At 42.1% G+C, this 20,063-nt stretch carries 22 protein-coding genes and 1 pseudogene; 17 read left to right on the top strand and 6 right to left on the bottom strand.

Features of this window, described 5'->3' with window-relative positions:
- Nucleotides 1-50: 50 nt before the first annotated feature.
- Nucleotides 51-872: a hypothetical protein gene (locus tag EHO61_RS06100; protein WP_210415308.1), complete on the top strand. Its 822-nt coding sequence runs from the start codon at nt 51-53 to the stop codon at nt 870-872.
- 1 nt (nt 873) lies between these two features.
- Nucleotides 874-4,104, top strand: coding sequence for a DEAD/DEAH box helicase (locus EHO61_RS06095; RefSeq protein WP_135812741.1), 3,231 nt, complete (start codon nt 874-876; stop codon nt 4,102-4,104).
- A 92-nt stretch (nt 4,105-4,196) separates the two neighbouring features.
- Here the strand turns inward: EHO61_RS06095 and EHO61_RS17425 are convergent, their stop codons facing one another.
- Complete coding sequence (locus tag EHO61_RS17425) at nt 4,197-4,385, bottom strand: hypothetical protein (RefSeq protein ID WP_425460336.1); 189 nt, start codon at nt 4,383-4,385, stop codon at nt 4,197-4,199.
- Nucleotides 4,386-4,626: 241 nt separating this feature from the next.
- Here EHO61_RS17425 and EHO61_RS06085 point away from each other — a divergent pair, with 241 nt between their 5' ends.
- Together EHO61_RS06085 and EHO61_RS06075 are read left to right on the top strand one after the other, a co-directional pair.
- Nucleotides 4,627-4,845, top strand: coding sequence for a helix-turn-helix domain-containing protein (locus EHO61_RS06085; protein ID WP_016551389.1), 219 nt, complete (start codon nt 4,627-4,629; stop codon nt 4,843-4,845).
- A 335-nt stretch (nt 4,846-5,180) separates the two neighbouring features.
- Nucleotides 5,181-7,880 carry a TrlF family AAA-like ATPase gene (locus tag EHO61_RS06075; protein ID WP_135812739.1) on the top strand — a complete coding sequence of 900 codons (2,700 nt, stop codon included), beginning with the start codon at nt 5,181-5,183 and terminating at the stop codon, nt 7,878-7,880.
- 47 nt (nt 7,881-7,927) lie between these two features.
- Here EHO61_RS06075 and EHO61_RS06070 read toward each other — a convergent pair.
- Nucleotides 7,928-8,566, bottom strand: a pseudogene (locus EHO61_RS06070) (DDE-type integrase/transposase/recombinase); the annotation flags it as partial.
- 496 nt (nt 8,567-9,062) lie between these two features.
- Here EHO61_RS06070 and map point away from each other — a divergent pair.
- Nucleotides 9,063-9,806, top strand: coding sequence for a type I methionyl aminopeptidase (map, locus tag EHO61_RS06065; RefSeq protein ID WP_135812738.1), 744 nt, complete (start codon nt 9,063-9,065; stop codon nt 9,804-9,806).
- 15 nt (nt 9,807-9,821) lie between these two features.
- On the opposite strand, the gene EHO61_RS06060 is transcribed toward map, so the two are convergent.
- Nucleotides 9,822-10,418, bottom strand: a complete 597-nt coding sequence (locus EHO61_RS06060; RefSeq protein WP_135812737.1) for a dihydrofolate reductase family protein — start codon at nt 10,416-10,418, stop codon at nt 9,822-9,824.
- A gap of 125 nt (nt 10,419-10,543) precedes the next feature.
- On the opposite strand from EHO61_RS06060, the gene EHO61_RS06055 reads away from it, so the two are divergent.
- The 3 genes from EHO61_RS06055 to EHO61_RS06045 all read left to right on the top strand — a co-directional run bounded on the left by EHO61_RS06055 (nt 10,544) and on the right by EHO61_RS06045 (nt 12,446).
- Nucleotides 10,544-10,960 (top strand): GFA family protein, encoded by a 417-nt coding sequence (locus EHO61_RS06055; protein ID WP_135812736.1) that lies wholly within the window; start codon nt 10,544-10,546, stop codon nt 10,958-10,960.
- 395 nt (nt 10,961-11,355) lie between these two features.
- Nucleotides 11,356-11,778: a VOC family protein gene (locus tag EHO61_RS06050; protein WP_135812735.1), complete on the top strand. Its 423-nt coding sequence runs from the start codon at nt 11,356-11,358 to the stop codon at nt 11,776-11,778.
- Between the two features lie 209 nt (nt 11,779-11,987).
- Entirely contained in the window at nt 11,988-12,446 is a 459-nt protein-coding gene (locus EHO61_RS06045; protein ID WP_135812734.1) for a hypothetical protein, read from the top strand.
- Between the two features lie 82 nt (nt 12,447-12,528).
- On the opposite strand, the gene EHO61_RS06040 is transcribed toward EHO61_RS06045, so the two are convergent.
- Nucleotides 12,529-12,954 carry an SRPBCC domain-containing protein gene (locus tag EHO61_RS06040; protein WP_135812733.1) on the bottom strand — a complete coding sequence of 142 codons (426 nt, stop codon included), beginning with the start codon at nt 12,952-12,954 and terminating at the stop codon, nt 12,529-12,531.
- Nucleotides 12,955-13,148: 194 nt separating this feature from the next.
- On the opposite strand from EHO61_RS06040, the gene EHO61_RS06035 reads away from it, so the two are divergent.
- From EHO61_RS06035 to EHO61_RS06020, 3 genes are all read left to right on the top strand, one after another.
- The gene (locus tag EHO61_RS06035) at nt 13,149-13,736 is read left to right on the top strand and encodes a YdeI/OmpD-associated family protein (RefSeq protein WP_135812732.1); all 588 of its coding nucleotides are present in this window, start codon (nt 13,149-13,151) and stop codon (nt 13,734-13,736) included.
- Between the two features lie 188 nt (nt 13,737-13,924).
- Nucleotides 13,925-14,659 carry a hypothetical protein gene (locus EHO61_RS06025; RefSeq protein ID WP_135812731.1) on the top strand — a complete coding sequence of 245 codons (735 nt, stop codon included), beginning with the start codon at nt 13,925-13,927 and terminating at the stop codon, nt 14,657-14,659.
- Nucleotides 14,660-14,743: 84 nt separating this feature from the next.
- Nucleotides 14,744-15,379, top strand: coding sequence for a class I SAM-dependent methyltransferase (locus tag EHO61_RS06020; protein ID WP_135812730.1), 636 nt, complete (start codon nt 14,744-14,746; stop codon nt 15,377-15,379).
- Nucleotides 15,380-15,436: 57 nt separating this feature from the next.
- Here EHO61_RS06020 and EHO61_RS06015 read toward each other — a convergent pair whose 3' ends face one another.
- Nucleotides 15,437-15,916 (bottom strand): SRPBCC family protein, encoded by a 480-nt coding sequence (locus EHO61_RS06015; RefSeq protein WP_135812729.1) that lies wholly within the window; start codon nt 15,914-15,916, stop codon nt 15,437-15,439.
- The gene (locus EHO61_RS06010; RefSeq protein WP_135812728.1) at nt 15,879-16,259 is read right to left on the bottom strand and encodes an ArsR/SmtB family transcription factor; all 381 of its coding nucleotides are present in this window, start codon (nt 16,257-16,259) and stop codon (nt 15,879-15,881) included. The genes EHO61_RS06015 and EHO61_RS06010 overlap by 38 nt, the downstream gene beginning before the upstream one ends.
- A gap of 165 nt (nt 16,260-16,424) precedes the next feature.
- On the opposite strand from EHO61_RS06010, the gene EHO61_RS06005 reads away from it, so the two are divergent.
- The 6 genes from EHO61_RS06005 (at nt 16,425) to EHO61_RS05980 (ending at nt 20,033) form a co-directional block, all read left to right on the top strand.
- Nucleotides 16,425-17,282 carry a class I SAM-dependent methyltransferase gene (locus EHO61_RS06005; RefSeq protein ID WP_135812727.1) on the top strand — a complete coding sequence of 286 codons (858 nt, stop codon included), beginning with the start codon at nt 16,425-16,427 and terminating at the stop codon, nt 17,280-17,282.
- 21 nt (nt 17,283-17,303) lie between these two features.
- The gene (locus EHO61_RS06000) at nt 17,304-17,720 is read left to right on the top strand and encodes a hypothetical protein (RefSeq protein WP_135812882.1); all 417 of its coding nucleotides are present in this window, start codon (nt 17,304-17,306) and stop codon (nt 17,718-17,720) included.
- On the top strand, nt 17,717-18,151 hold the full coding sequence (locus tag EHO61_RS05995; protein ID WP_135812726.1) for a DUF488 domain-containing protein: 435 nt from the start codon (nt 17,717-17,719) through the stop codon (nt 18,149-18,151). The genes EHO61_RS06000 and EHO61_RS05995 overlap by 4 nt, the downstream gene beginning before the upstream one ends.
- A 24-nt stretch (nt 18,152-18,175) precedes the next feature.
- On the top strand, nt 18,176-18,637 hold the full coding sequence (locus EHO61_RS05990; protein ID WP_135812725.1) for a hypothetical protein: 462 nt from the start codon (nt 18,176-18,178) through the stop codon (nt 18,635-18,637).
- Nucleotides 18,618-19,046 (top strand): SRPBCC family protein, encoded by a 429-nt coding sequence (locus EHO61_RS05985; RefSeq protein ID WP_135812724.1) that lies wholly within the window; start codon nt 18,618-18,620, stop codon nt 19,044-19,046. Before EHO61_RS05990 ends, EHO61_RS05985 begins: the two co-directional genes overlap by 20 nt.
- A 150-nt stretch (nt 19,047-19,196) precedes the next feature.
- A complete protein-coding gene (locus EHO61_RS05980) occupies nt 19,197-20,033 on the top strand; it encodes an AraC family transcriptional regulator (RefSeq protein ID WP_135812723.1) in 837 nt (278 codons plus the stop codon).
- The last annotated feature ends 30 nt before the right edge of the window (nt 20,034-20,063 follow it).

The following is a 20,063-nucleotide window of genomic DNA, read 5'->3' as shown; positions in this document are numbered from 1 at the left end:
ATAGGGAGTTATCTGCCATGCCGCGCCCCTCGTCAAAGCGCCTGCCGTCCATGGCAGGCTTAAACATATATGAAAAAATGACTGATCCAATTAGGTTAATTTTTTATAACGAACCGGATCTTGTTTATGGGTCGGAAATTGAAGTAATAGATATTGAGGAATTAGCTCAATATATTGGAAAGATTATTCTTGGTCACTCGTATCATATCGAGCGGATTATTAATTCTGTTCCTTCATCAAATCCTAAACCTCCTAATAGGGCAATTGAAATTGCAATATCACATCTTGCAAAAACTGAAGAGAAAGAAATCGAAAAGAGAGACGGGTGGATATTTCAAATTATTTCCTGGATCACAATTCAAACGAGTTATAAGGGAGAAAAAGTCTTTTTTCAAATACCTCACGATGCACCTGCACAGCACGGGACAGACGGGATTGCTGTGGTTTTAGATAATTCATTAGGAATTAAGAATATTATCATAACAGAAGATAAGGCGACAAAAAATCCAAGACAGTTAATTAACTCTCAAGTATGGCCTGAATTCAAAAAATATGAGAAACGGTTTAAAGATAGCCTTATCGTGAATCGTATTTCCGGTTTATTAAGTGGAAGAATGGGGGAAGACGAATTTGATAAAGCTATGCAAAAAGACATTTACAGAATGGAAATCCGAAAATATCGCATTTGCATTACTGGAACCCCGAGGCACGTTGATTCAAGTGGAAGGAAAGAGCTATTTAAGAATTATGACATGTATGTTAAAGGTCCCAAGAGAAGGAATGCAGATATTCTAAATACGGAAAATATTAGAGATTGGATGCAAGGACTTAGTATCCAAGTTATAAAATATTTAGAAAGTCTCAGGAACTGAAATGTATAATCCTCAAGTTGAAGAAAAAATTAAAGAAATTCCTAAAATAGAGGGCATTGACCTTGATCGTCTCCCTCAGGAATTGACAAAGGCATTTGCTGAAATTGTTCACTTCAGGAGAATCCTTGCAACTGGTCAAGAATTGGATTTGGATAACATTAGTAATCGTTTAGAATCATTAATGAAACTTGCATATAATCTTGAGACTGCAATTTCGATTGTTCCAAACAGGAAGAATCGAGATTCAGTGGCTTTCGTTAGCGCAACCGCTCATTTTCTTATTCTTCAATTTCAGAATATAGAGAATCAAGGGATTCGAATTGATGCCCCATTTCGTGATGATTCAATTTCGCCTGGAATTTCGGCAGTTTTATTGTTCATGATAGGCAATAGTCCAGCTGATGCTGCTGAGATTTCAACCAAGCTTCAATCCAATAAAAACATAAAACCGATTCATAGCGTTCTTTTGCGCTATATTAAGAATTTAGCACAAGGTAAATTAAACGAGATTTTAACCCAAGAAGAGGTTCTCTCTTTCTTTAGTTCTGACGACAGCTATTATAATTCGGCAGCAGATATTCTTTGGATAAAGATCTGCTTAGGCTTGAAGGAGTTGGCTGCAAGACTTTTGGGGAAGCATGGAAATAAATATTCTGACTATTTCCAGGAAGTTATAGAACTCTCTAAAATGGATTTAGATAATAACAGAGTTAGTATTTTTGCTGGTCCATATCATTTAGCAAAGCTTTTAAAAATTCTAGAAAATGACTTAATTGAACGGAGCGTAATGAATATTCCTCCCCCGACTGGAATTGATAATTCTTCCTGGCACAAACTAATATTAAATATTGTTTCAGAACGACCATATTTGTGGGAAAATCATTACGAAGCGATTATTAACTATTCATTTCTAAATATGGGGGTATCTGGGGTATTAACATTTCCTACAGGAGCTGGAAAGTCGACATTGTCTGAACTTAAGGCAGCAGTGGCTCTTCTATTAGGGAAATCTGTAGTATATTTAGTTCCAACTCATTCTTTAGAAGAGCAAATTAATGATAATATGAAACGGATTTTTCCAGAATATAGTTCTGATCTTATTTTCGAAATGGATGCAGAATATACTGATATTGGGCTTAGAGAACTACCTAAAATTTCAGTTATGACTCCGGAACGATGCTTAACGCTTTTCGGAGTTAATTCTGAATTATTTAGAAACGTAGGGTTAATAATTTTTGATGAATTTCATCTGATTAGCGGAAAAGCAGATAATTTGGATAGAAGAAATGTTGATGCGATGCTTTGCTTGTTAATGTTTCTTTCCTGGTACCCTCAGGCGGACTACTTGCTTATCTCGGCAATGGTTGCAAATGGAGAAGAAATTTCTCATTGGATTTCAACAATAACCGGGCGCCAATGCGAAAGTTTTGCTTCTTCTTGGAAGCCGACAAGACAAATGCAAGGATGCATTGTTTATGAAAAGAAGCAAATAGATGAATTAAATAGCAGACTCCAATCAGAAAAACGGAATGGAAAGACGCAAGCTCCAAGTTCCAAATTAAAAGAACAATTAAAAATTCACCCTCTAATTATGTTTAGCCTCAAGAATATGTGGGAATCGAAATTTTTCTCAGATTATTACATTGCAGATCTTTTTAAAGGAGAGAGTTTGTTAAGTGCTAACAAGTATTGGGGGCTTACACCAAATAAAAATATAATTGCGGCCTTTATTGGAGCTCAATTTGTTTCACTTGGGTTGAAAACATTGATCTTTGTTGATAATCCTAAGAATGCAGAGTCTACAGCTAGACAAATTTCAACTTTTATAGATAATGAAAATAATCAAAATTTGCTCGAGGAATATTCAGGTTTAATTAATAAAATTGAGACTGAATTAGGTGATCGGAAATATTCGTTTATAACAAATGACGGAATTATAGGAATTCATCACGGATCAATGCTTCCGGCTGAAAGGACATTGGTTGAAAGGTTATTTAAACAAAAGAAAGGATTGAGCGCAATAGTGGCTACTCCGACTTTAGCGCAAGGGGTAAATTTACCAGCAGAAGTTGTAATAATTGCTGGCGATGAAAGATACAACGAAGACGAGAAGAAAGTTGAACGAAAGGAACCATATGAAATATTAAATGCGGCTGGCCGAGCTGGTCGAGCGGGGATGTCAGCTCAAGGTATTGTAATTGTTATACCAGGCAAAATGGCTACGATTGATAACTTGGTTTTATCTTCTGAATGGTGGAACCTAAAAAATGAAGTATTTTCAAAGAGCGATCAATGCTTAGTCCTATATGATCCATTAGAATTTATTTTAGATAGTATTCAAGATTTAACTTCCGAACTAACGGAAGAGCAAAGAAGTATAGCTCATAGGCTGAGCTTTGATGTCGCTTCATCAACAAATGTAGAAGAGATTTATAAGCGTTCCTTATCGTTTTTTCGCGCGAAAACAGAGAACAGGGTGGCGGAATTCGAAAAGAAAATAGAAATCTTTTCGCGCAGAAAGAAGGAATTAGAAAGTGATGATTCTTATCCGCTATGGAATAGAAAAATTAGCTCTTATACAGGATTAGATTCTACTTTAATTGCAAACTTAAGTAATCAAATGCAATCGTACGGCTTAGAAAAAATATTTTTGCTAACCGTTGAAGAACAAATCAATCTCTTTGCAAATTGGGTAGTCGAGTCAGGAGATGAAATGAATCAATTGCTTTATAGAGCAGATTCAACTGATTTTATTTATAAACTCGTTGATGTTAAACGAGAAAATAGAAATATCGAAAATTTTAAAAAGGGTTTTTATAAATCAATTCAACTTACTTTGATGTGGATTAATGGAGATTCTCTTGCAAAAATTGAGGAGGCCATTCATTCGAAACCTGATACTCATTGTACTCGGGCTAGGCGCTTTGCACTTAAAATTATTCCCGATTTGAGTTTCATTTTAGGTATATTCTCTATGATAATTAAGGAAATTCATCTTGAGCTAGATAAAGATTTACTTGATATTCCACTGAGCATCCGGACCCTAGCGAGTTGCGTTCGCGAGGGGGTTGATAGTGTCGCAAAGTTAGCGTTCAAATATTTAAATAAAAATCTATCACGTGTTAGTTGCCATATTGAATTTAGTGAATCAAATCTTGAATTAGTTGATTTTTCTATGATTTCCACTTTCGATGGGCTTTTAAAAGCTATTGAAAACACGAGTGATATTTGAAAATGCAATTGACAATAACGCTTCGGGGGAACGCCCGAACGCTTCGCGATCGGGACGCAAAATCTTTACTTAACTTGTTCTAACGGCCCTCGTTAAAACTGCTTCGCAGATTTTACTCGGGCTTTCCTCGGTGATTTAATTACCTCGTTAGTCGTGAATACGGAGTAAAAGAAGAAGGGAGACTTCTTATAAATCTTCATAAACTTTAAGAACTCATCCATGTATAATCTACATTTACCGGATTCTATTTTTGAAATCTGGCTTCTGCTCCTCTTGATCATTTTACCTACTTGCGCCTGAGTAAGATTTGCTTCTATTCTAGCTATCTTTAGTTGGTTATAAAAAGCTTTCTTCTCTTCCTCGGAAATTCTCCCTATTGTTTGTCTGTAGGTAGCACTTTGAGACTTGCTTTTGGATTTTCTCGTCATAAATGAGCCTTTAGCGATCGGAAATCTCGAAAGAATATATGACCCACGGTATGCCGCGTTTACTTTTTGTCAACTCTGCCGCAATATACCGTGTGTGGATTTTGAAGAATTTTTATTAAAAGTCGGAAAGAATATTCAGACAGTGCGAAAAGAAAAAGGGCTTACTCAGGAAAATATGGATGAAGGCGATTATGCCGTTCCTGTTAGGACTTTACAAGATATTGAAGCGGGCAGGGCTAATTTTACCGCTAACTCAATTTTCAAACTCTCTAAACGATTAAAAGTTAAACCCAGAGATTTATTGGATATTTAAAAGCTTTGCGTTAAGTCTTCAATTCCAATTCTATTGGCATTCCCTAACCGGCTTCGCCTTCCTTGGCTCAGCCAGTTAGACATTCGGGGCGCGGCACAGCAGATAACTAAAAATTGTCGCGGCGCTTCGGGATCGCTTCGCGACCCTTGCTTGGGCTTCGCCAAATTCCGCTTTGTCACTCGTCTTGCAAAGCAAGTCTCGCGCCAAGTCCTTCGGACTCGCGGAACTTCGACAATTACTGGTCGTTATCTGCCATGCCGCGCCCCTCATTATAGCGCCTGCCGTCCGTGGCAGGCTAATCTTAATGTTTATACAATAGTAGGAAAATATTCTTTATGAATCAATTAGGGTCTCTTTGGAGAAAGTGGGATTTGCACATTCATACGCCAGCGTCTATTGTGCAAAATTATGGTAGTGATGACGGCTGGGAAAGGTTTATAACTGAATTAGAATCTCTTCCTGCTGAGATTAAAGTTATCGGAATTAATGATTATCTTTTTATTGATGGATACAAACGAGTGTTATATGAGAAAAAGAATGGGAAGTTAAAGAATATCGATTTAATTTTACCAGTAATTGAGCTCAGAATTGATAAATTTGGTGGAAGCTTAAATCATTTAAGCCGTCTTAATTTTCATATAATATTTTCAGACGAATTATCAGCTGAATTAATTGAGAATCATTTTTTAAATGCATTATCAAGTAAGTATCAGCTAACACCCGTTTACGATAATCTTAGGACATCTGCTAAATGGGCGGCCCTTCCAACGCGAAGTAGTCTACATGATCTCGGTGAGAAAATTATTAATTCAGTTCCTGAAGCTAAGCGCGTTGAGTTTGGGCATCCCTTGATCGAAGGATTTAATAATCTTTGTTTAAGTTTAGATTCCGTTTATGAAGCGTTGGGCTCTCATTATTTTACAGGAAAATTTATTACTGCTGTTGGAAAAACTGAATGGTCAGACATTAAATGGAATGATCATACAATTGCAGAAAAGAAGACTATAATCAATTCAGCAGATTTTGTTTTTACCTCTGCAAGTTCGCAGCAGGATTGGGAAAAGGCTCACAAATCGTTATTAGAGGCAGGTGTAAATTCCAGATTATTGGATTGCAGTGATTCGCACAATTTTTCAGACAGTGAGCTTAAAGATCGTTTGGGCAAATGTTTGACGTGGATAAAATCCGATCCTTCTTTTGAGGGTTTGAAACAAGCATTGTTTGAATTCAAAAGTCGAGTTCTGATTTCAGAACAAAAACCAATTGAGCCTCTATTTCAAATTAGGAAAGTAAAGTTTAATTTTCCAGAGCAAACAAAACTAAAAAGACAAGAAACGCAAGATGATTTCTGTTTTCGGGGAAATCATGAAATTTCTTTTAGTCCATATTTAACATCGATAATTGGTGGTCGAGGAACTGGAAAGAGTACGATTTTGAATCTCTTGCATGAAAAGCTTGATAAAGGGGTTAATAGTTTTTTTAAAACCAATGTACTTGTTTCATCTTCACCTTTAAAAATTGAAGATCACGTCATAGTAGATGGCGTTTCTGATAGAAATGCGATTGATTTTTTGCAGCAAAATGAAATTGAGCAGTTTGCGATAGATCAAAGACGATTAACTTCAGCTATTTATTCTCGGATATTGAAACTGGATACTTCTAATGTTTTAATTGAAAATACAAAAAAAATATCAGATATTTGCTCTTTAATCGAGAAACAAATACGTAGATTAGATCAATTGGCAGTTTTGCAATCCGCGCATTCAGAAAAGAAAAAACAACTTACTACCAACAAGAGTGTTCTTGATTCATTCAAAGATGAAGACTATCAAAGAATAAGTAATGAGTTAAGTTTAAATAATAAACAACTTTTGTTATATCGGTCTGGAAAAGAACGTTATGAGGAATTACTAACCGCATTAGATAAAATTGTGCTTCTATACTCCAGTAAATCTAAGGTTGATTCTGAGAATCCATTTGAAACGGAGATCCAACTAATTGTAGAAGAATTAAATAGGTTAATTGAGTTAAGTAAAGGGAAAGATTCAATTGGTGAAGCAAGGAAAGCAGAAATAGAACTTATGCAAAAAGCTTCGATTCTAAAGATCGAGATGCAAAAGTTTCTTACGCAGAGAGGTCTCTCTGCTGAAAGCCTTGCTGACGCAGGTGCTGCAGCAGAACGTGTCACGGAATTAGAAGAGGAAATCTCATCGATAGTTAAGAATATGGAAGCAATCTCAGAAGAAATTGCCACATTTTCAGTGGATGAAGAGCCAAAGCTTAAATATGAGGAATCTTTAAGGAAATTATTAGCCACTATAAATTTAGATCTCAAAAATTTGAGCAGCGAAGTTCGGCCTATTGAGCTTCATTATGAGTTTGATTCTTACAGCATGAGGGAGAAGTTAATAGATAATATTGTCACATTTTTGGCCGACCGGTCTCGAAGAGATCATGTGAAGGATATGTTGGAAGGTATAGATTTGTCATCTCTGAAAGATGCAGAATCTATTTCATCGAAGATTTCCGATAGCACGAAAACTGGTAAGGCTCTTAAAACATTTTTTTCAGCTGAAGAAAATTTGGAGAAACTGAGACTCATAGCCTTTTTAGAATATATGAAAGTTGAGGAATACGGGAGGATTCGCGTTCTTTACGATAATAAGCCGATTGAATCTACATCGTTCGGACAGAGATGTACTGCTGTAATTGTTATCCTTATTATTTTAGGAAATACTCCGATTGTAATTGATGAACCTGAAGCACATTTAGATAGCTCTTTAATTGCCAAGTATCTCGTTGAATTAGTGAAATCTCGTAAGATTCATAGACAAATTATTTTCGCTACCCATAATGCAAATTTTGTAATTAATGGAGACTCTGAACTTATTCATTGTTTGTCTATGGATTCAAATAACAAAAGTAGTATTGATAGTATTACTATTGAGGATCTTAATCATCGTGAAAAGTTGTTGGCTTTAGAAGGCGGAGTTGAGGCTTTTCAGAAACGTGAACTGCGCTATGGCATCGACTAGTTGTACAGTGATAGTATTCGCCTGACATTTCTTCAGAAAGAAATTTCCTAATTTTCTAAAATTGGTTCGTCGTTTTCCTCGGTTTTGATTCCTTCGATAAAGACCTGAAATGGAGTTCTTCCATTCATATTTCTTCCTTGGTGTGCCCTCTTGTAGTTGTATTCTTCGAAGAAGATCTCTAGATCAATTTGCATTTCTTCAATCGATTCATAAAATTTGGTTCTTCCTGCAATTCTGAAATGTTCGTCGAGTAAAGTTCTATGAAGACGTTCCACATAGCCGTTACTCTGAGGTCTTCGAACCTTCGTGGTTCTGTGCTCGATATCTTCTAATTGAAGAAAAAGTTCGAACGGGTGTTGGTCTTCTCTTCCACAATACTCACGACCATTATCGGTCAAGACAGTCTGAACTTTAACATTGTGTTCCTCGAAGAAGGGAAGAACGTCGTTGTTAAGAGTTTGAACAGCCGTGACAGGGATTTTAGTATTAAAGAGTCGCCCCCATGCGAATCGGCTGTGGCAATCGATTACGGTTTGTAAATATACTCTTCCGACTCCCTTTAGAGAACCAACCATGAAAGTATCCATAGATACCAATTCTCCTGTAGAATCGGCTTGTATGTGCCTTTCTCTGTATTCAGGATCGAATTTTTCGAGTAGCCGGATCTGGTTTTCGCTGAGGGGAATATCCCATAATCTTGCAGGCTTTGCTTACATTTTCTAATTCATTTGCAAGCTATAGTAAATTTAGCTTTCTTCTGGTGGCTTTTGCTGTTGCATTGGTGTAGGTGGTCATCGGTTTCTCCTGAGTTTAAATAATTTGTCGTAAAATCATTTACTCTTTCAGAAGAAACTGGGGCCACCGGTTTTTCGATGACTGTCAGGTGAATACTATCTCAGCACAGTAAATTTTTGGGGGTAACTCCAACGTTGATATTGGAACAATAGAAAAACGGAAGGAATTGACCGGGTAGGGCTATTGATTTGCTTGTAAAATTACTCTATAAATCACAGTTTAAGTAATAAATTTTACCTACGCCTTAATTGGCTCAAAAGTTGCACTTCACGATGTTGCGCGATTCTTATTTTATTCCGCCAAGTGCTTGCACGCGTACGAAACTTCATAAATCACGATTATTGCACAAAATACCCCAAAGAGGAAAAAAAATAAATCGAGGTTCTTATGTCAATTGAATCGGAAAAAGATATGATCGGCTTGCGGAAGGTTGGAAATCTAGTTGCCGATACCATAAAACTTATGATTGCGAGCGCAGTTCCTGGAGTTACTACGAAATCCCTCGACAAAATTGCTCGGAATTACTTTGAATCTTTTGGTGCGCGTTCTGCTCCTGAAATTACATATAATTTCCCCGGTGCCACCTGCATTAGTGTAAATCATGAAGTCGCGCATGGAATTCCCGGATCCCGTGTTTTACGGGAAGGCGATCTGTTGAATGTGGATGTTTCCCTCGAACTTGACGGTTATTTTGCCGATGCGGGGTATTCTATTTGTCTTTCTCCTACTCATCCGAATCTTGCGAACCTTTGTAACGCTTCTCATGAGATTCTATTGAAAACCATTCAATCATTGCGTTCGGGAAACAGAATAAACAAAATCGGAACGACCATCGAAACCGAGGCCAAAAAACGGGGTTATCAAGTGATCAGGAATCTTACAGGCCACGGGACAGGTAGGCGCTTGCATGAAGAACCTGTAAATATCGTCAATTATAAAGATCCTGCCGACCTAAGGCTTTTATCTAAAGGTATGGTACTTGCTGTCGAAACCTTTATCTCCACTGGTGCTAAGCTTGCGATCGAATCGAAGGATGGATGGACTTTGAAGACACCCGATAAGTCATATGTTGCTCAATTTGAGCATACGATCATCATAACGGAACAGGAACCAATATTGTTAACAGCTTAAGTCCGGGTATCTTATTCAATAACTTCCGGTTTTCACTTCGCCTGCACGTTTGTAATTCGCGATGATGACACCGCTTGGAGAGACTTGACTTTCCGTCATCTGGAATGCAGCCGGAATCGTGCCTTCTACAAACAACCGTTTCCCGTTGCCCAACGTCAGCGGATAGATCTTCAGCCAAAACTCGTCGACCAAATCCTGTTTCATCAGTGTCTGAACGAGGTTTGCACTTCCATAAACGTGCAAATTCCGCCCATCCTGCCGTTTGAGTTCGGTAATTTTTTCCACGATATCCCCACCTAAAAAAACGGAGGGTTGCCATTCATGAGAAGTCATGGTGTTCGAGGCGACGTACTTGGTCGCCGACATGACGCTGGGCCAGAAGTCCGCATGCTGCGGCCAATACGGTGCCCAAATTTCAAAGGTTTTGCGCCCTAACAGCAGATCAAAAGGTACATTCATCTGCTTCTGCATGACTGCACCGACAACAGGATCGGAATAGGGAACTTGCCACCCGCCATACGTAAAGCCTCCGCTAGTATCTTCCGTTGGCCCGCCCGGGCCTTGTATGACTCCATCAAGAGTGATGAATTCGAGAACAATAATTTTTCTCATAACCGAATTCCTGATAAAATATTTTCTAACTCGATTTTGGAATAAAAACCCATACACGTCAATGGCATTAAAAGGTTGGCGTTCTTGTTTCTAACGCCCAACATGACGATTACTGGAGAACAAAGATGAGTGATCCCTATTCTGGCGGATGCGCCTGTGGCGCAATTCGCTACAATATTTCCGATGATCCGATATTTATGAATGATTGTCAATGCCGGGACTGCCAAAGAATGAGCGGCACAGGGCATGGATCGTATATTACGTTTCCATCTCGAGCCGCCGTAAAGCTTAACGGTGAAGCCTCACACTTTGATATGGTTGGCGACAGTGGGAATGTTAAAACCGGTAGTTTTTGCGCAAAGTGCGGCTCGCCGGTGTACATGACCTTTGCCGCAATGCCGGAATTATTTACGATACATGCGGCAAGCCTTGATGATCCGACTCGATACAAACCGCAGGCAGTGACGTATGCAATTCGCGGTCATATTTGGGACCACCTCGATCCATCCCTGCCGAAATTCGAAAAGATGCCTCCCGGCTAATCTTCGGTTGGTAAGTCGAATATATACTTTCTAGATTCGAAAAATGGAATATATCAGAGTTCCTAATTGGCCATGCTTGTGGATATAAAATCTTTCATTCAAAAAAGAAGTTCTGTAATTTGTAGCGGAAACCTCTCATTTTTTATAATTTATCTCCTTATTTTGATTCCATCAATCAACGTTCAGGCGCAAAATTCGAGCTATTGCTCTTATATCGATGACCGTGATCTGAAAAATAAATGCAAGGCGTCAGTCAAGTGAAATGCATCGTCTCAGTGAGCGCCTAAACGTCTGTTGTTGGCGAAAATTTTCGCGCTTATGAATGAAGATAAAAAACAATTTCGCTTGTAACACTTTTTGCGGGCTGCTATTTGATTTTGGAAAAGGTGAGCAATATGGAAGACGCAAAAAATGAAAATTCAATCCGGCCGGTTAACGCAACACCGAAGGTAATCGGGATCGGTGGTATTTTTTTCTTTTCCGACAATCCGAAGGAAACGAAAGAATGGTACGCTAAAAATTTAGGACTTGAGATCAATGCTTGGGGTTCGGTGAGCTTTGAATCCAGAAACATGAACAATCCCGATGAAATAGACTCCCTCCAATGGAGTCCTTTCAAAAAAGGGGATGAATACTTTTCTCCGTCCAAAAAGGATTTTATGATTAACTACCGAGTCCAGAATATGGAAGGACTTGTAAAGAAACTCAAAGAAAACGGCGTAACCGTACTGGATGACATTGCAAGTTACGACTATGGAAAGTTTATCCATATTATGGACGCGGAAGGCAATAAGATTGAGCTCTGGGAGCCGCGTTGACAAAGTTTCTATGATGCCGGGCAGTAAAAAATCTGAGTTCGTATTTACGGAACGGAAGACAAAGGGATGAAGTCGTTGCAGGAAGAATCTGGTGGGTAAAACGTCGGGACGGCGATCTATAACCGTAGGCGGTAAGGCTTTTGCTTGGCAAAATTTGTGCCTGTCTGTAACGTCTTCTTTAGAATCTCGGAATCGCCCGGAGGAAACCCATGTCGGCCTTTGTTCTCAAGATCTTACTATTCGTTTATATCCTTTACTCCCTTCTGAAATTCTTCGAGTTCTTTTATCGCTCCGAAAAAAAGAAACAGGAAGGCTTGGAAATGGTGTACGAGAAAGGTAACGGGAAGATCATTCAAATTTTCGATACTGTGATCTTGATCCTTATGATCTTGTTTCTTGTTCTTCTTGCTTTCACCGGCGTCGAATACCTTAGTTTTACAACCGGTTTACTCGTCGGTATGACCTTGATCCAGGTGTACTTTCATCGTTTTTCCAAACCGATTCCACCGGAAAAATCCCCGAAACCTCCGATCACGGCTCTCAAGCTTATGTCTTACTCGATCCAAGCACAGCCAGGTAATGCTTGGCGCGAATTAGTGTTCATGACCGTCCTGTTTCTTTGGGCCTTGTACAAACTTGCCACGGAAGGATTCGGCTGGTTTCATTGAGGTTTTTCAGAAACTACCGCTTAGTAAGACTTGTTGTTTAAAATGAACTCCGAGTTTTTTTAAAATAAAATCGCGGGACCCTTCATTTCCCTCGGGAAATCTCAGCAACGAGACGATCCAGATTTTGCTCGTTTGCAGGCACGACGATAGGCTCCAGTCGGCTTGCGACTTCCGGATTTTCGAATTCTTGAGACCAAGACACTAAGGTTCCTGTCGCGGACGGCGTTAAGGTGATGGTCAATTGGTATTTCGGCTCTCCAACATGCCGGATCACGACTTTCTTTCCGGACTCGATTTCTACAAAAACGTTTTCGTTCGGATAATCCGTGCCGTCAGGTCCGTGCATCGTAAAAACCCAACTCCCTCCATTCCGAAATTCACAGATTTCGAAAGTATTTGTGAAGCCCGCCGGCCCCCACCACTGAGATAAGCGTTTCGGATCGCCGATTGAGGCAAAAATCTGCTCTGCGGTTGCCTGGATTTCTCGGGACGTGTTGAATGTAGTCATATACGTTTCCTAAATCTTACGTTTTATATTCGATAAATAACTTTTATATGGAAAATACAAAAAGCATAATTTCTCCGAAGAAGAGTTTTTCGACGGACGATCTGTGCGTTACTGTAATACGGTATCGCATACGACGTTCGGAACAAGAAAAGGAGGTTACAGATTTTCAAAATGGGCGGCGTATGTACAGGGAGATGAGTAAAACGAATCCCAAAGTCGATCAATATGTGAGTAAAGCCAAGCAATGGCGGGAAGAATTCGAAAAGTTAAGAATGATCCTTCTCGATTCCGGTTTGACCGAAGAGCTCAAGTGGGGCCAACCTTGTTATGCGCTGGAGAAAAGCAATATAGTACTGATACATGGATTTAAGGAGTATTGCGCGCTTTTGTTCTTTAAGGGCGCCTTGTTAAAGGACTCCAAGAAGATTCTCATCCGACAAACGGAAAACGTACAATCCGCGCGTCAGATCCGATTTACGAATTCCCGACAAATTACGAAGATGAAACCCGTCATAAAAGCGTACGTTCGGGAAGCGATCGAAGCGGAAAAATCCGGTTTGAAAGTAAGTTTTAAAAAAACCGCGGAATATACGATTCCTGAGGAATTTCTAAGTAAATTGGACGAAAACCCCGCCTTAAAAATCGCTTTTGATGCGCTGACTCCCGGCCGGCAAAGAGCGTACATTCTTCATTTTTCCGCCGCCAAACAATCCAAAACCCGGGAATCTAGGATTGAAAAATGCACGCAGAGGATTCTTGACGGAAAGGGATTGGATGATTGATAGGTTGCACATTCATAAACCGCTTCGGGAGGAACGGAAGGAATTGATAAAAGGATCGCTACCTATGCGTCGAAGTTTTTGTTGCAATCTTCCGGCACCGATATAGTAAAATGGCTAGCGTATGATATCTCTTGAAAAGTTAAGGAAGCTCGCCTTATCTCTTCCCGAAGCGACAGAAGAACCTCATTTTGAAAGACATTTCCTTTGAACTCGTAAAAGAACCTACGAAAGCGGCGCGCGGAATCGGCTCAATCGGTCTTGAGCAGAACGTTCAATGGCCTTTCGTCTACGAATTCCTGGATTCTTTGAACAAAAAGTATGACTCTGAATTGACTCTTATCAGCTTCGATGCCGCACATAAATTCCCGTTCTCCAATAGTGCATATGCGTATTATAATTTTCCCACGGATGCCCTCGTCGCTTATACGCAGTCCAAGATTCCCTTCGAAGCGGAAATTGTTCATGACCCTTATTTTACGCATAACGCTTTTAGCACCGAGGAAAATAGGGAAATCCAGCTCGAATACAATAAAGGTTCGGCGAAGTTGCTTCTTCGCAGCGGTAGGTTCTGCGGCGTCGCGGATATCGCACTTACCGTATTCGGTCTAAGCTCCGAAGATTTCCGTCAAATCGGCCCCGATATCTTAGTCGACATCTCCGACAATCGGTTCTTCCCGATCAAAATCGAAAACGGTTTTCCGCCGTCCTCCGATTTTGTACCTTCCACTCGGGACCTAGTATATCGACCGAGCGAAGATTCCGGTCCTTTTGTAGGTCCGATCGTCTTCTATAGAAGTAACTACGACGCTAGCTGGTCGTTCGGATATACGTACACTCATTCAAAATTACCTTATTTTAATAATATAGTAGTGGAAATCAAAAGCGAAGATGTAAGAAAGATCCCGAACCGGTTCGCCGTCTGAACTTTAAAGAGCCGGCTGGGGTCCAAAAAGGCAAAGAAACGGGAAAAATCCGGTCGCAATCGATAGACCGGAAAGGAAGAGCGCATGACCGACCCTTGGACGAATCGATGGAATGAAAGATATGCCAAAGAAGAATTCGCTTTCGGCACGGAGCCGAACGAATATCTGAAAGAACGATTGGTAGGATTGTCTCCGGGGACCATTCTTTTTCCGGCGGAGGGGGAAGGGCGCAATGCGGTCTTCGCGGCCAAGCTAGGTTGGAAGGTCTCGGCATTCGATATCAGCAGCGAAGGAAAGAAAAAGGCGCTCCGGTTAGCGGAAAGCAACGGCGTTACGATCGACTACCGAGTTCTTTCCGAATTGGATTCTTCCGAATACGAACCCGAGCAATTCGACGCGATCGCGCTAATCTATGCCCATTTTCCCGCGGACGTCAAATCTTCCCTACATAGGACTCTCGCCAAATTCCTGCGCCCGAACGGAATCGTCATCTTCGAAGCATTCAGTAAAAAGCATATCGATTATGTAATGAAGGACGAGAGAGTGGGCGGTCCGAGAGACATAGAATCCTTATTCTCTATCCAGGAATTGAAAGCGGATTTTCCGAATTATGAAATTCTTGAACTTGTGGAAAAGGAAATCGAATTGAGCGAGGGTTTGTTCCACAACGGAAAAGGTTCCGTGATCCGATTTACGGGAAGAAAACCGCGCGGCGTTTGACGGTCCGCGCATAAGTTCTTTAATTTAGATCGTCGATTTTTGTCGTTTTTCGACCGTTTATTCTTTGCCTACATGCCAATATTCTAGGCCGTCTATGATGTTTGTCCAACCGCGATGGTGGGCTTCGATTTGCTCTTTCGTCAAGAGGAGTTCGTGAGTTAAGGTTACGAGTGTTTGCGGTTTTCGAACCGTCTTTCCCTCGCTTTCTATCGTGACTTCCGGCAAGGCGGTAAACGTAACGGTAACAAGAGTATCCTGATCTCCCGTCATATGGGATCTCCAAGTAAAGACCAATTTGGTCGGTTCTTCGATGATCTTGTATTCTCCCGTATGCGGTAAAACCTTTCCGTCAAGAGTCATATCGATCCGGAATTTGCCTCCGGGACGCGGATCCATGCTGACGGACCCTATCCCTACGCCCATCGTATTGCAGCATAAGAACCATCGTGAAAGTTCGTCGGGCTTCAACCAGGCGCGAAACAACCGAGCCGGCTCGGCGTTAATTTTTTTTTCTACTTTTAGGACCTCTTTGGTCATGATCTTGCTCCTCTATAAAAATTTCGAGTCTGTCTAGTTTATTGGTCCAGAATTGCTGGTGATAAGCGAGCCAGTCCGATGCCTCGGAAAGGGTTTGGTTTTGAAGTTCCAATCGGTAACTTCTCCCGTCTTCCGGATCCCGCACCTTGCGCACAAGACCGGCACTGGTCAATACGTCGATATGCTTTGCGACTCCCGCAAAGGACATGGAAAAAGGACGAGCCAGCTCTGAAATCGTGAGAGGCTGTTTCCGCAATCTTGCCAGCATCTGTCTTCTCGAGCTGTCCGCTAACGCCGCGAACACGCTATCCAGTTTCTGCTCGTTTTTCCTAAGTTCAACCATCTAGTTGAATAAATGCTCCTCGGGCAAAACCTTGTCAAGTATTAAACCTATTAGTTGAATAAATGTTCGGAAATTTTTTCTACTCCTATACAGCTTCTCCGGGTCGGTAAGAAAGGAATTGACGGAAAACGCGAAAAGGTGCAAGTCCTAGTACGAGAGAAAACTATGCAAGATAAGAAAGCGATCGGACCGGAAAGCTCCGCGGTGCGTGTGGCTTTGTGGCGTGCCATGCACGTTCAGATAGATTCTCCTCCTCATTTGTTGGAGGACGAGATCGGTTTGAAATTGACGGCTCCGGACGAGGGTTGGCGCCAACGTCCGGACATGCATCCGACGGGGACCGCGACGTATCGGGCATCGATCGTGGCAAGGGCTCGCTTTATCGAAGATCTGGTTCTGGAAGGTTGCGATCGCGGGGTACACCAATATGTGATCTTGGGTGCGGGTTTGGATACGTTTGCACAGCGTCGCCCGTCGATTGCATCTAAGCTTCGGATTTTCGAAGTGGACCAGCCGGGTCCTCAGGCTTGGAAAAAACAAAGATTGACGGATCTAGGTTTCGGCATTCCGGATGGGCTTCATTTCGTTCCCGTGGATTTCGAAGCGGGCGAATCATGGTGGAATCTTTTGGAAAAGTCCGGTTTCGATAAGAGTCAGCCGGCGGTAGTCGCCTCCACAGGAGTCACGATGTATCTTACCCAGGAGGCGATCTTTGCGATGTTACGTCAGATCGCTTCTCTTGCTCCGGGTTCCACTCTTGCTATGACCTTTATCCTTCCTTTGGAACTGATCGATCCGGAGGAACGTCCGCAACATGAAGCCGTTTATAAGGCGGCGCGTGCGGCAGGAACTCCTTTTCTAAGCTTTTTCAGCCCGCCAGATATGCTTGACCTGGCCCGTAAAGCCGGCTTCTCTCAAGTGCAATACGTATCGGCGGAAGATCTTGCCCGGAAATATTTTACGGGAAGAAGCGACGGGCTGAAACTTTCCAGCGGCGAAGCTTTTTTGATAGCATCCACCTAATTCGGACCCAGGAGATATATGATGAATCCTAGATTAAGAAACATACTTTCCGTACTTGTCGCAATCGTTCTCGGTAGTATCGCAAACATGGGGATCATAACTCTCGGCGGCCGAATCATTCCCCCTCCGGAGGGCGCGGATGTGACGACTATGGAAGGATTAAAAGCGTCCATACATCTGTTCCAACCTAAGCATTATATGATTCCCTTATTGGCCCACGCCATAGGCACGTTTGTGAGCGGACTTGTCGTTTCTTTTCTCGCAGCGAGCCGCAAAAGGGAGCTTGCGCTCGGGGTATCCGCACTTTTCCTGTTAGGCGGAATTATGAATTCCTTTACGCTTCCTGCGCCGGTTTGGTTTATCGTTCTAGATCTGACGCTTGCCTACCTTCCTATGGGATACCTCGCGGAAAGGCTTGTGACAAGGAGAAGCGCTTGAAGCTATTCACTCTAGGGTTCACCCAAAAAAGCGCGTCTCAGTTTTTCGAACTGCTCAAACAGCCGGGATTAAAACGAGTGATAGACATCAGATTGAACAACGTATCTCAACTCGCAGGGTTTACGAAAAAAGACGATTTGCAATTCTTCCTAAGGGAGATTCCGCATATCGACTACGTACATTCCCTAGACTTGGCTCCGACCCAGGAAATATTGGACGAGTACAAAAAGAACAAAGGCGATTGGAAGGTTTTCGAGAAGAAATTCCTAAATCTGATGAAGAAGCGAAAAGTGGAAACCCTCTTTCCCAAAACTCTCTTCGACGGCGCCTGCCTGCTTTGTAGCGAACCTTCCCATGAACATTGTCATAGGCATTTTGTGGCAGAGTATCTGAAGGCCTCTTGGGGTAATATTGATATCATCCATTTATAAAACGATTCGAATCGGAGGACCAAAATGACGACAAAGACCAGTATCAATTTTCCGAGAGTGCTTCTGGGAGGAATCCTGGCAGGACTGATTTTCTTCGTTGTTGCCGGCATCGTAAACGGCGGCATTCTTAAAAACGATTTCGAAGGTTGGATGCAAAGAACGAGCGGAGTCATCCATCCCTTGCCCCAATCCGATTCGCTTTTACTTTGGGCTTTGATGTGCTTCCTTCAAGGCGTCGTCGGAGTTTGGATTTATGCCGGAATTCGTCCTCGCTTCGGCGCCGGGCACAAAACGGCCTTGATCGCCGCTTTGGTTCTTTGGATCGCTTCGAAATTTTCCGTATCCATCGATTTCATCGCTCTCGGTATTTTCCCGTACCGTATTCTCGTAGGTCAATTGATCGGAAGTTTCGTTTCTACTTTCCTTGGCATCTTCGTAGGCGCCTGGTTTTATAAGGAGGAATCCCATGCCGGACATACTTCATAGAGTAGGAATCCGATCTAAGCCCGATCAGGTTTTCGAAGCGATCAATACGATTCAGGGGCTGGCTCATTGGTGGACGATCGAGACGTCGGGAAATACGGGACTCGGCAAAATCGTGGATTTCGGTTTTACCAAGATGAAGGTCACGAAATCCGTTAAGAATAAGCTGCTGGAATGGAGATGTATGGAAGGTCCCGAGGAATGGCTCGATACTTCCGTCACTTTCAAATTGGTTTACAAGGAAAAGCAGACATTCGTTCTTTTTTCCCATGCGGGGTGGAAATCTCCGGTGGAGTTCATGCACCATTGCAGTACGAAATGGGCTACGTTTCTTTTGAGTCTCAGGAATTGGGTGGAACGGGGAGAAGGACATCCTGCTCCGTACGACGTTAAGATTCACGTAAACGATTGAAAGACCGCTCCAGGTCTTTTTTCGACGGACCTTCCAAGAAGCGGAAAAAAATTCCGATGGATCCGATTTTTCTTTCCGGATCGCAAGAAGTATCAAGCGGATCGTTTTCAGGTCTGGTATTCTCCTCTCGTAAGCATCGATAGAAACGGCATGAATTTCGTTCAAAAAGCCCTTTGGTTCGTGGAAAGTCATTGGAGGGAAAACATCTCCTTGGACGAAATCGCCAAAGCTTCCGGAGTTTCGCCCTTCCATCTCACCCGAACGTTTGCGGACGCGATGGGAATTTCTTTGATGCGATACGTTCGTGCTCGTCGGTTAAGCGAGGCTGCAAAGCGACTGATGGAAAACGGAGAATCGATTCTCGACCTAGCCCTCGAAACCGGCTACGGATCTCATGAAGCCTTTACCCGTGCCTTCCGCGATCAGTTTTCCGCCACTCCCGATCAGGTACGAAACAAAGGAAACCTGAAGAACATCGATCTAGTGGAGGCTATCACGATGAATTCCCAACCTATTACCGTCGCACTCGACCCGCCGCGATTCGAAACTTTAAATCCCAGAATCATGGTCGGTATTCTGGAACGCTACGATTGCCAATCTCCCGGAGGAATTCCGAACCAATGGCAGAAATTTTCCCCGTATCTCGGAAACATTCCCGGACAGATCGGAGAGGATGCCTACGGAGTCTGTTATAACTTCGACGAGGAAGGAAACTTCGACTATTTGAGCGCTGTGGAAGTAGTCGAAGGCCACTCCTTGCCGAGTGGTCTCACTTGTCTTAAGCTACCTACGCAACGTTATGCGGTGTTTTCCCATAAAGGACATATCGCCGGAATCCGGTCCACGATTTCCGCGATCTGGAACAAATGGTTTCCGGAGTCCGGTACGAAACCCGTCAACGCGCCGAATTTCGAAAAGTACGGAAAGGAGTTCGACCCAGCTACCGGGGAGGGCGGTTTGGAAATCTGGATGCCGGTGGAAAAGTAAGTGTCTCTCCGACGTCGGATCCGATTTTTG

This window comes from Leptospira fluminis (genome assembly GCF_004771275.1).
Lineage (GTDB): Bacteria > Spirochaetota > Leptospiria > Leptospirales > Leptospiraceae > Leptospira_B > Leptospira_B fluminis.
This window is presented reverse-complemented; position numbering and strand designations above follow the sequence as displayed.

Excerpts from the sequence above, each read along its gene's own strand:
- EHO61_RS06095 (WP_135812741.1), top strand. The coding sequence starts at position 874 with ATGTATAATCCTCAAGTTGAAGAAAAAATTAAAGAAATTCCTAAAATA.
- EHO61_RS06005 (WP_135812727.1), top strand. The coding sequence starts at position 16,425 with ATGCAAGATAAGAAAGCGATCGGACCGGAAAGCTCCGCGGTGCGTGTG.
- EHO61_RS06020 (WP_135812730.1), top strand. The coding sequence starts at position 14,744 with ATGACCGACCCTTGGACGAATCGATGGAATGAAAGATATGCCAAAGAA.
- EHO61_RS06045 (WP_135812734.1), top strand. The coding sequence starts at position 11,988 with ATGTCGGCCTTTGTTCTCAAGATCTTACTATTCGTTTATATCCTTTAC.
- EHO61_RS05990 (WP_135812725.1), top strand. The coding sequence starts at position 18,176 with ATGACGACAAAGACCAGTATCAATTTTCCGAGAGTGCTTCTGGGAGGA.
- EHO61_RS17425 (WP_425460336.1), bottom strand. The coding sequence starts at position 4,385 with ATGATCAAGAGGAGCAGAAGCCAGATTTCAAAAATAGAATCCGGTAAA.
- EHO61_RS06010 (WP_135812728.1), bottom strand. The coding sequence starts at position 16,259 with ATGGTTGAACTTAGGAAAAACGAGCAGAAACTGGATAGCGTGTTCGCG.
- EHO61_RS05980 (WP_135812723.1), top strand. The coding sequence starts at position 19,197 with ATGAATTTCGTTCAAAAAGCCCTTTGGTTCGTGGAAAGTCATTGGAGG.
- EHO61_RS06040 (WP_135812733.1), bottom strand. The coding sequence starts at position 12,954 with ATGACTACATTCAACACGTCCCGAGAAATCCAGGCAACCGCAGAGCAG.
- EHO61_RS06015 (WP_135812729.1), bottom strand. The coding sequence starts at position 15,916 with ATGACCAAAGAGGTCCTAAAAGTAGAAAAAAAAATTAACGCCGAGCCG.
- EHO61_RS06060 (WP_135812737.1), bottom strand. The coding sequence starts at position 10,418 with ATGAGAAAAATTATTGTTCTCGAATTCATCACTCTTGATGGAGTCATA.
- EHO61_RS06055 (WP_135812736.1), top strand. The coding sequence starts at position 10,544 with ATGAGTGATCCCTATTCTGGCGGATGCGCCTGTGGCGCAATTCGCTAC.
- EHO61_RS06100 (WP_210415308.1), top strand. The coding sequence starts at position 51 with ATGGCAGGCTTAAACATATATGAAAAAATGACTGATCCAATTAGGTTA.
- EHO61_RS06075 (WP_135812739.1), top strand. The coding sequence starts at position 5,181 with ATGAATCAATTAGGGTCTCTTTGGAGAAAGTGGGATTTGCACATTCAT.
- EHO61_RS05985 (WP_135812724.1), top strand. The coding sequence starts at position 18,618 with ATGCCGGACATACTTCATAGAGTAGGAATCCGATCTAAGCCCGATCAG.
- EHO61_RS06000 (WP_135812882.1), top strand. The coding sequence starts at position 17,304 with ATGAATCCTAGATTAAGAAACATACTTTCCGTACTTGTCGCAATCGTT.
- EHO61_RS06035 (WP_135812732.1), top strand. The coding sequence starts at position 13,149 with ATGAGTAAAACGAATCCCAAAGTCGATCAATATGTGAGTAAAGCCAAG.
- map (WP_135812738.1), top strand. The coding sequence starts at position 9,063 with ATGTCAATTGAATCGGAAAAAGATATGATCGGCTTGCGGAAGGTTGGA.
- EHO61_RS06050 (WP_135812735.1), top strand. The coding sequence starts at position 11,356 with ATGGAAGACGCAAAAAATGAAAATTCAATCCGGCCGGTTAACGCAACA.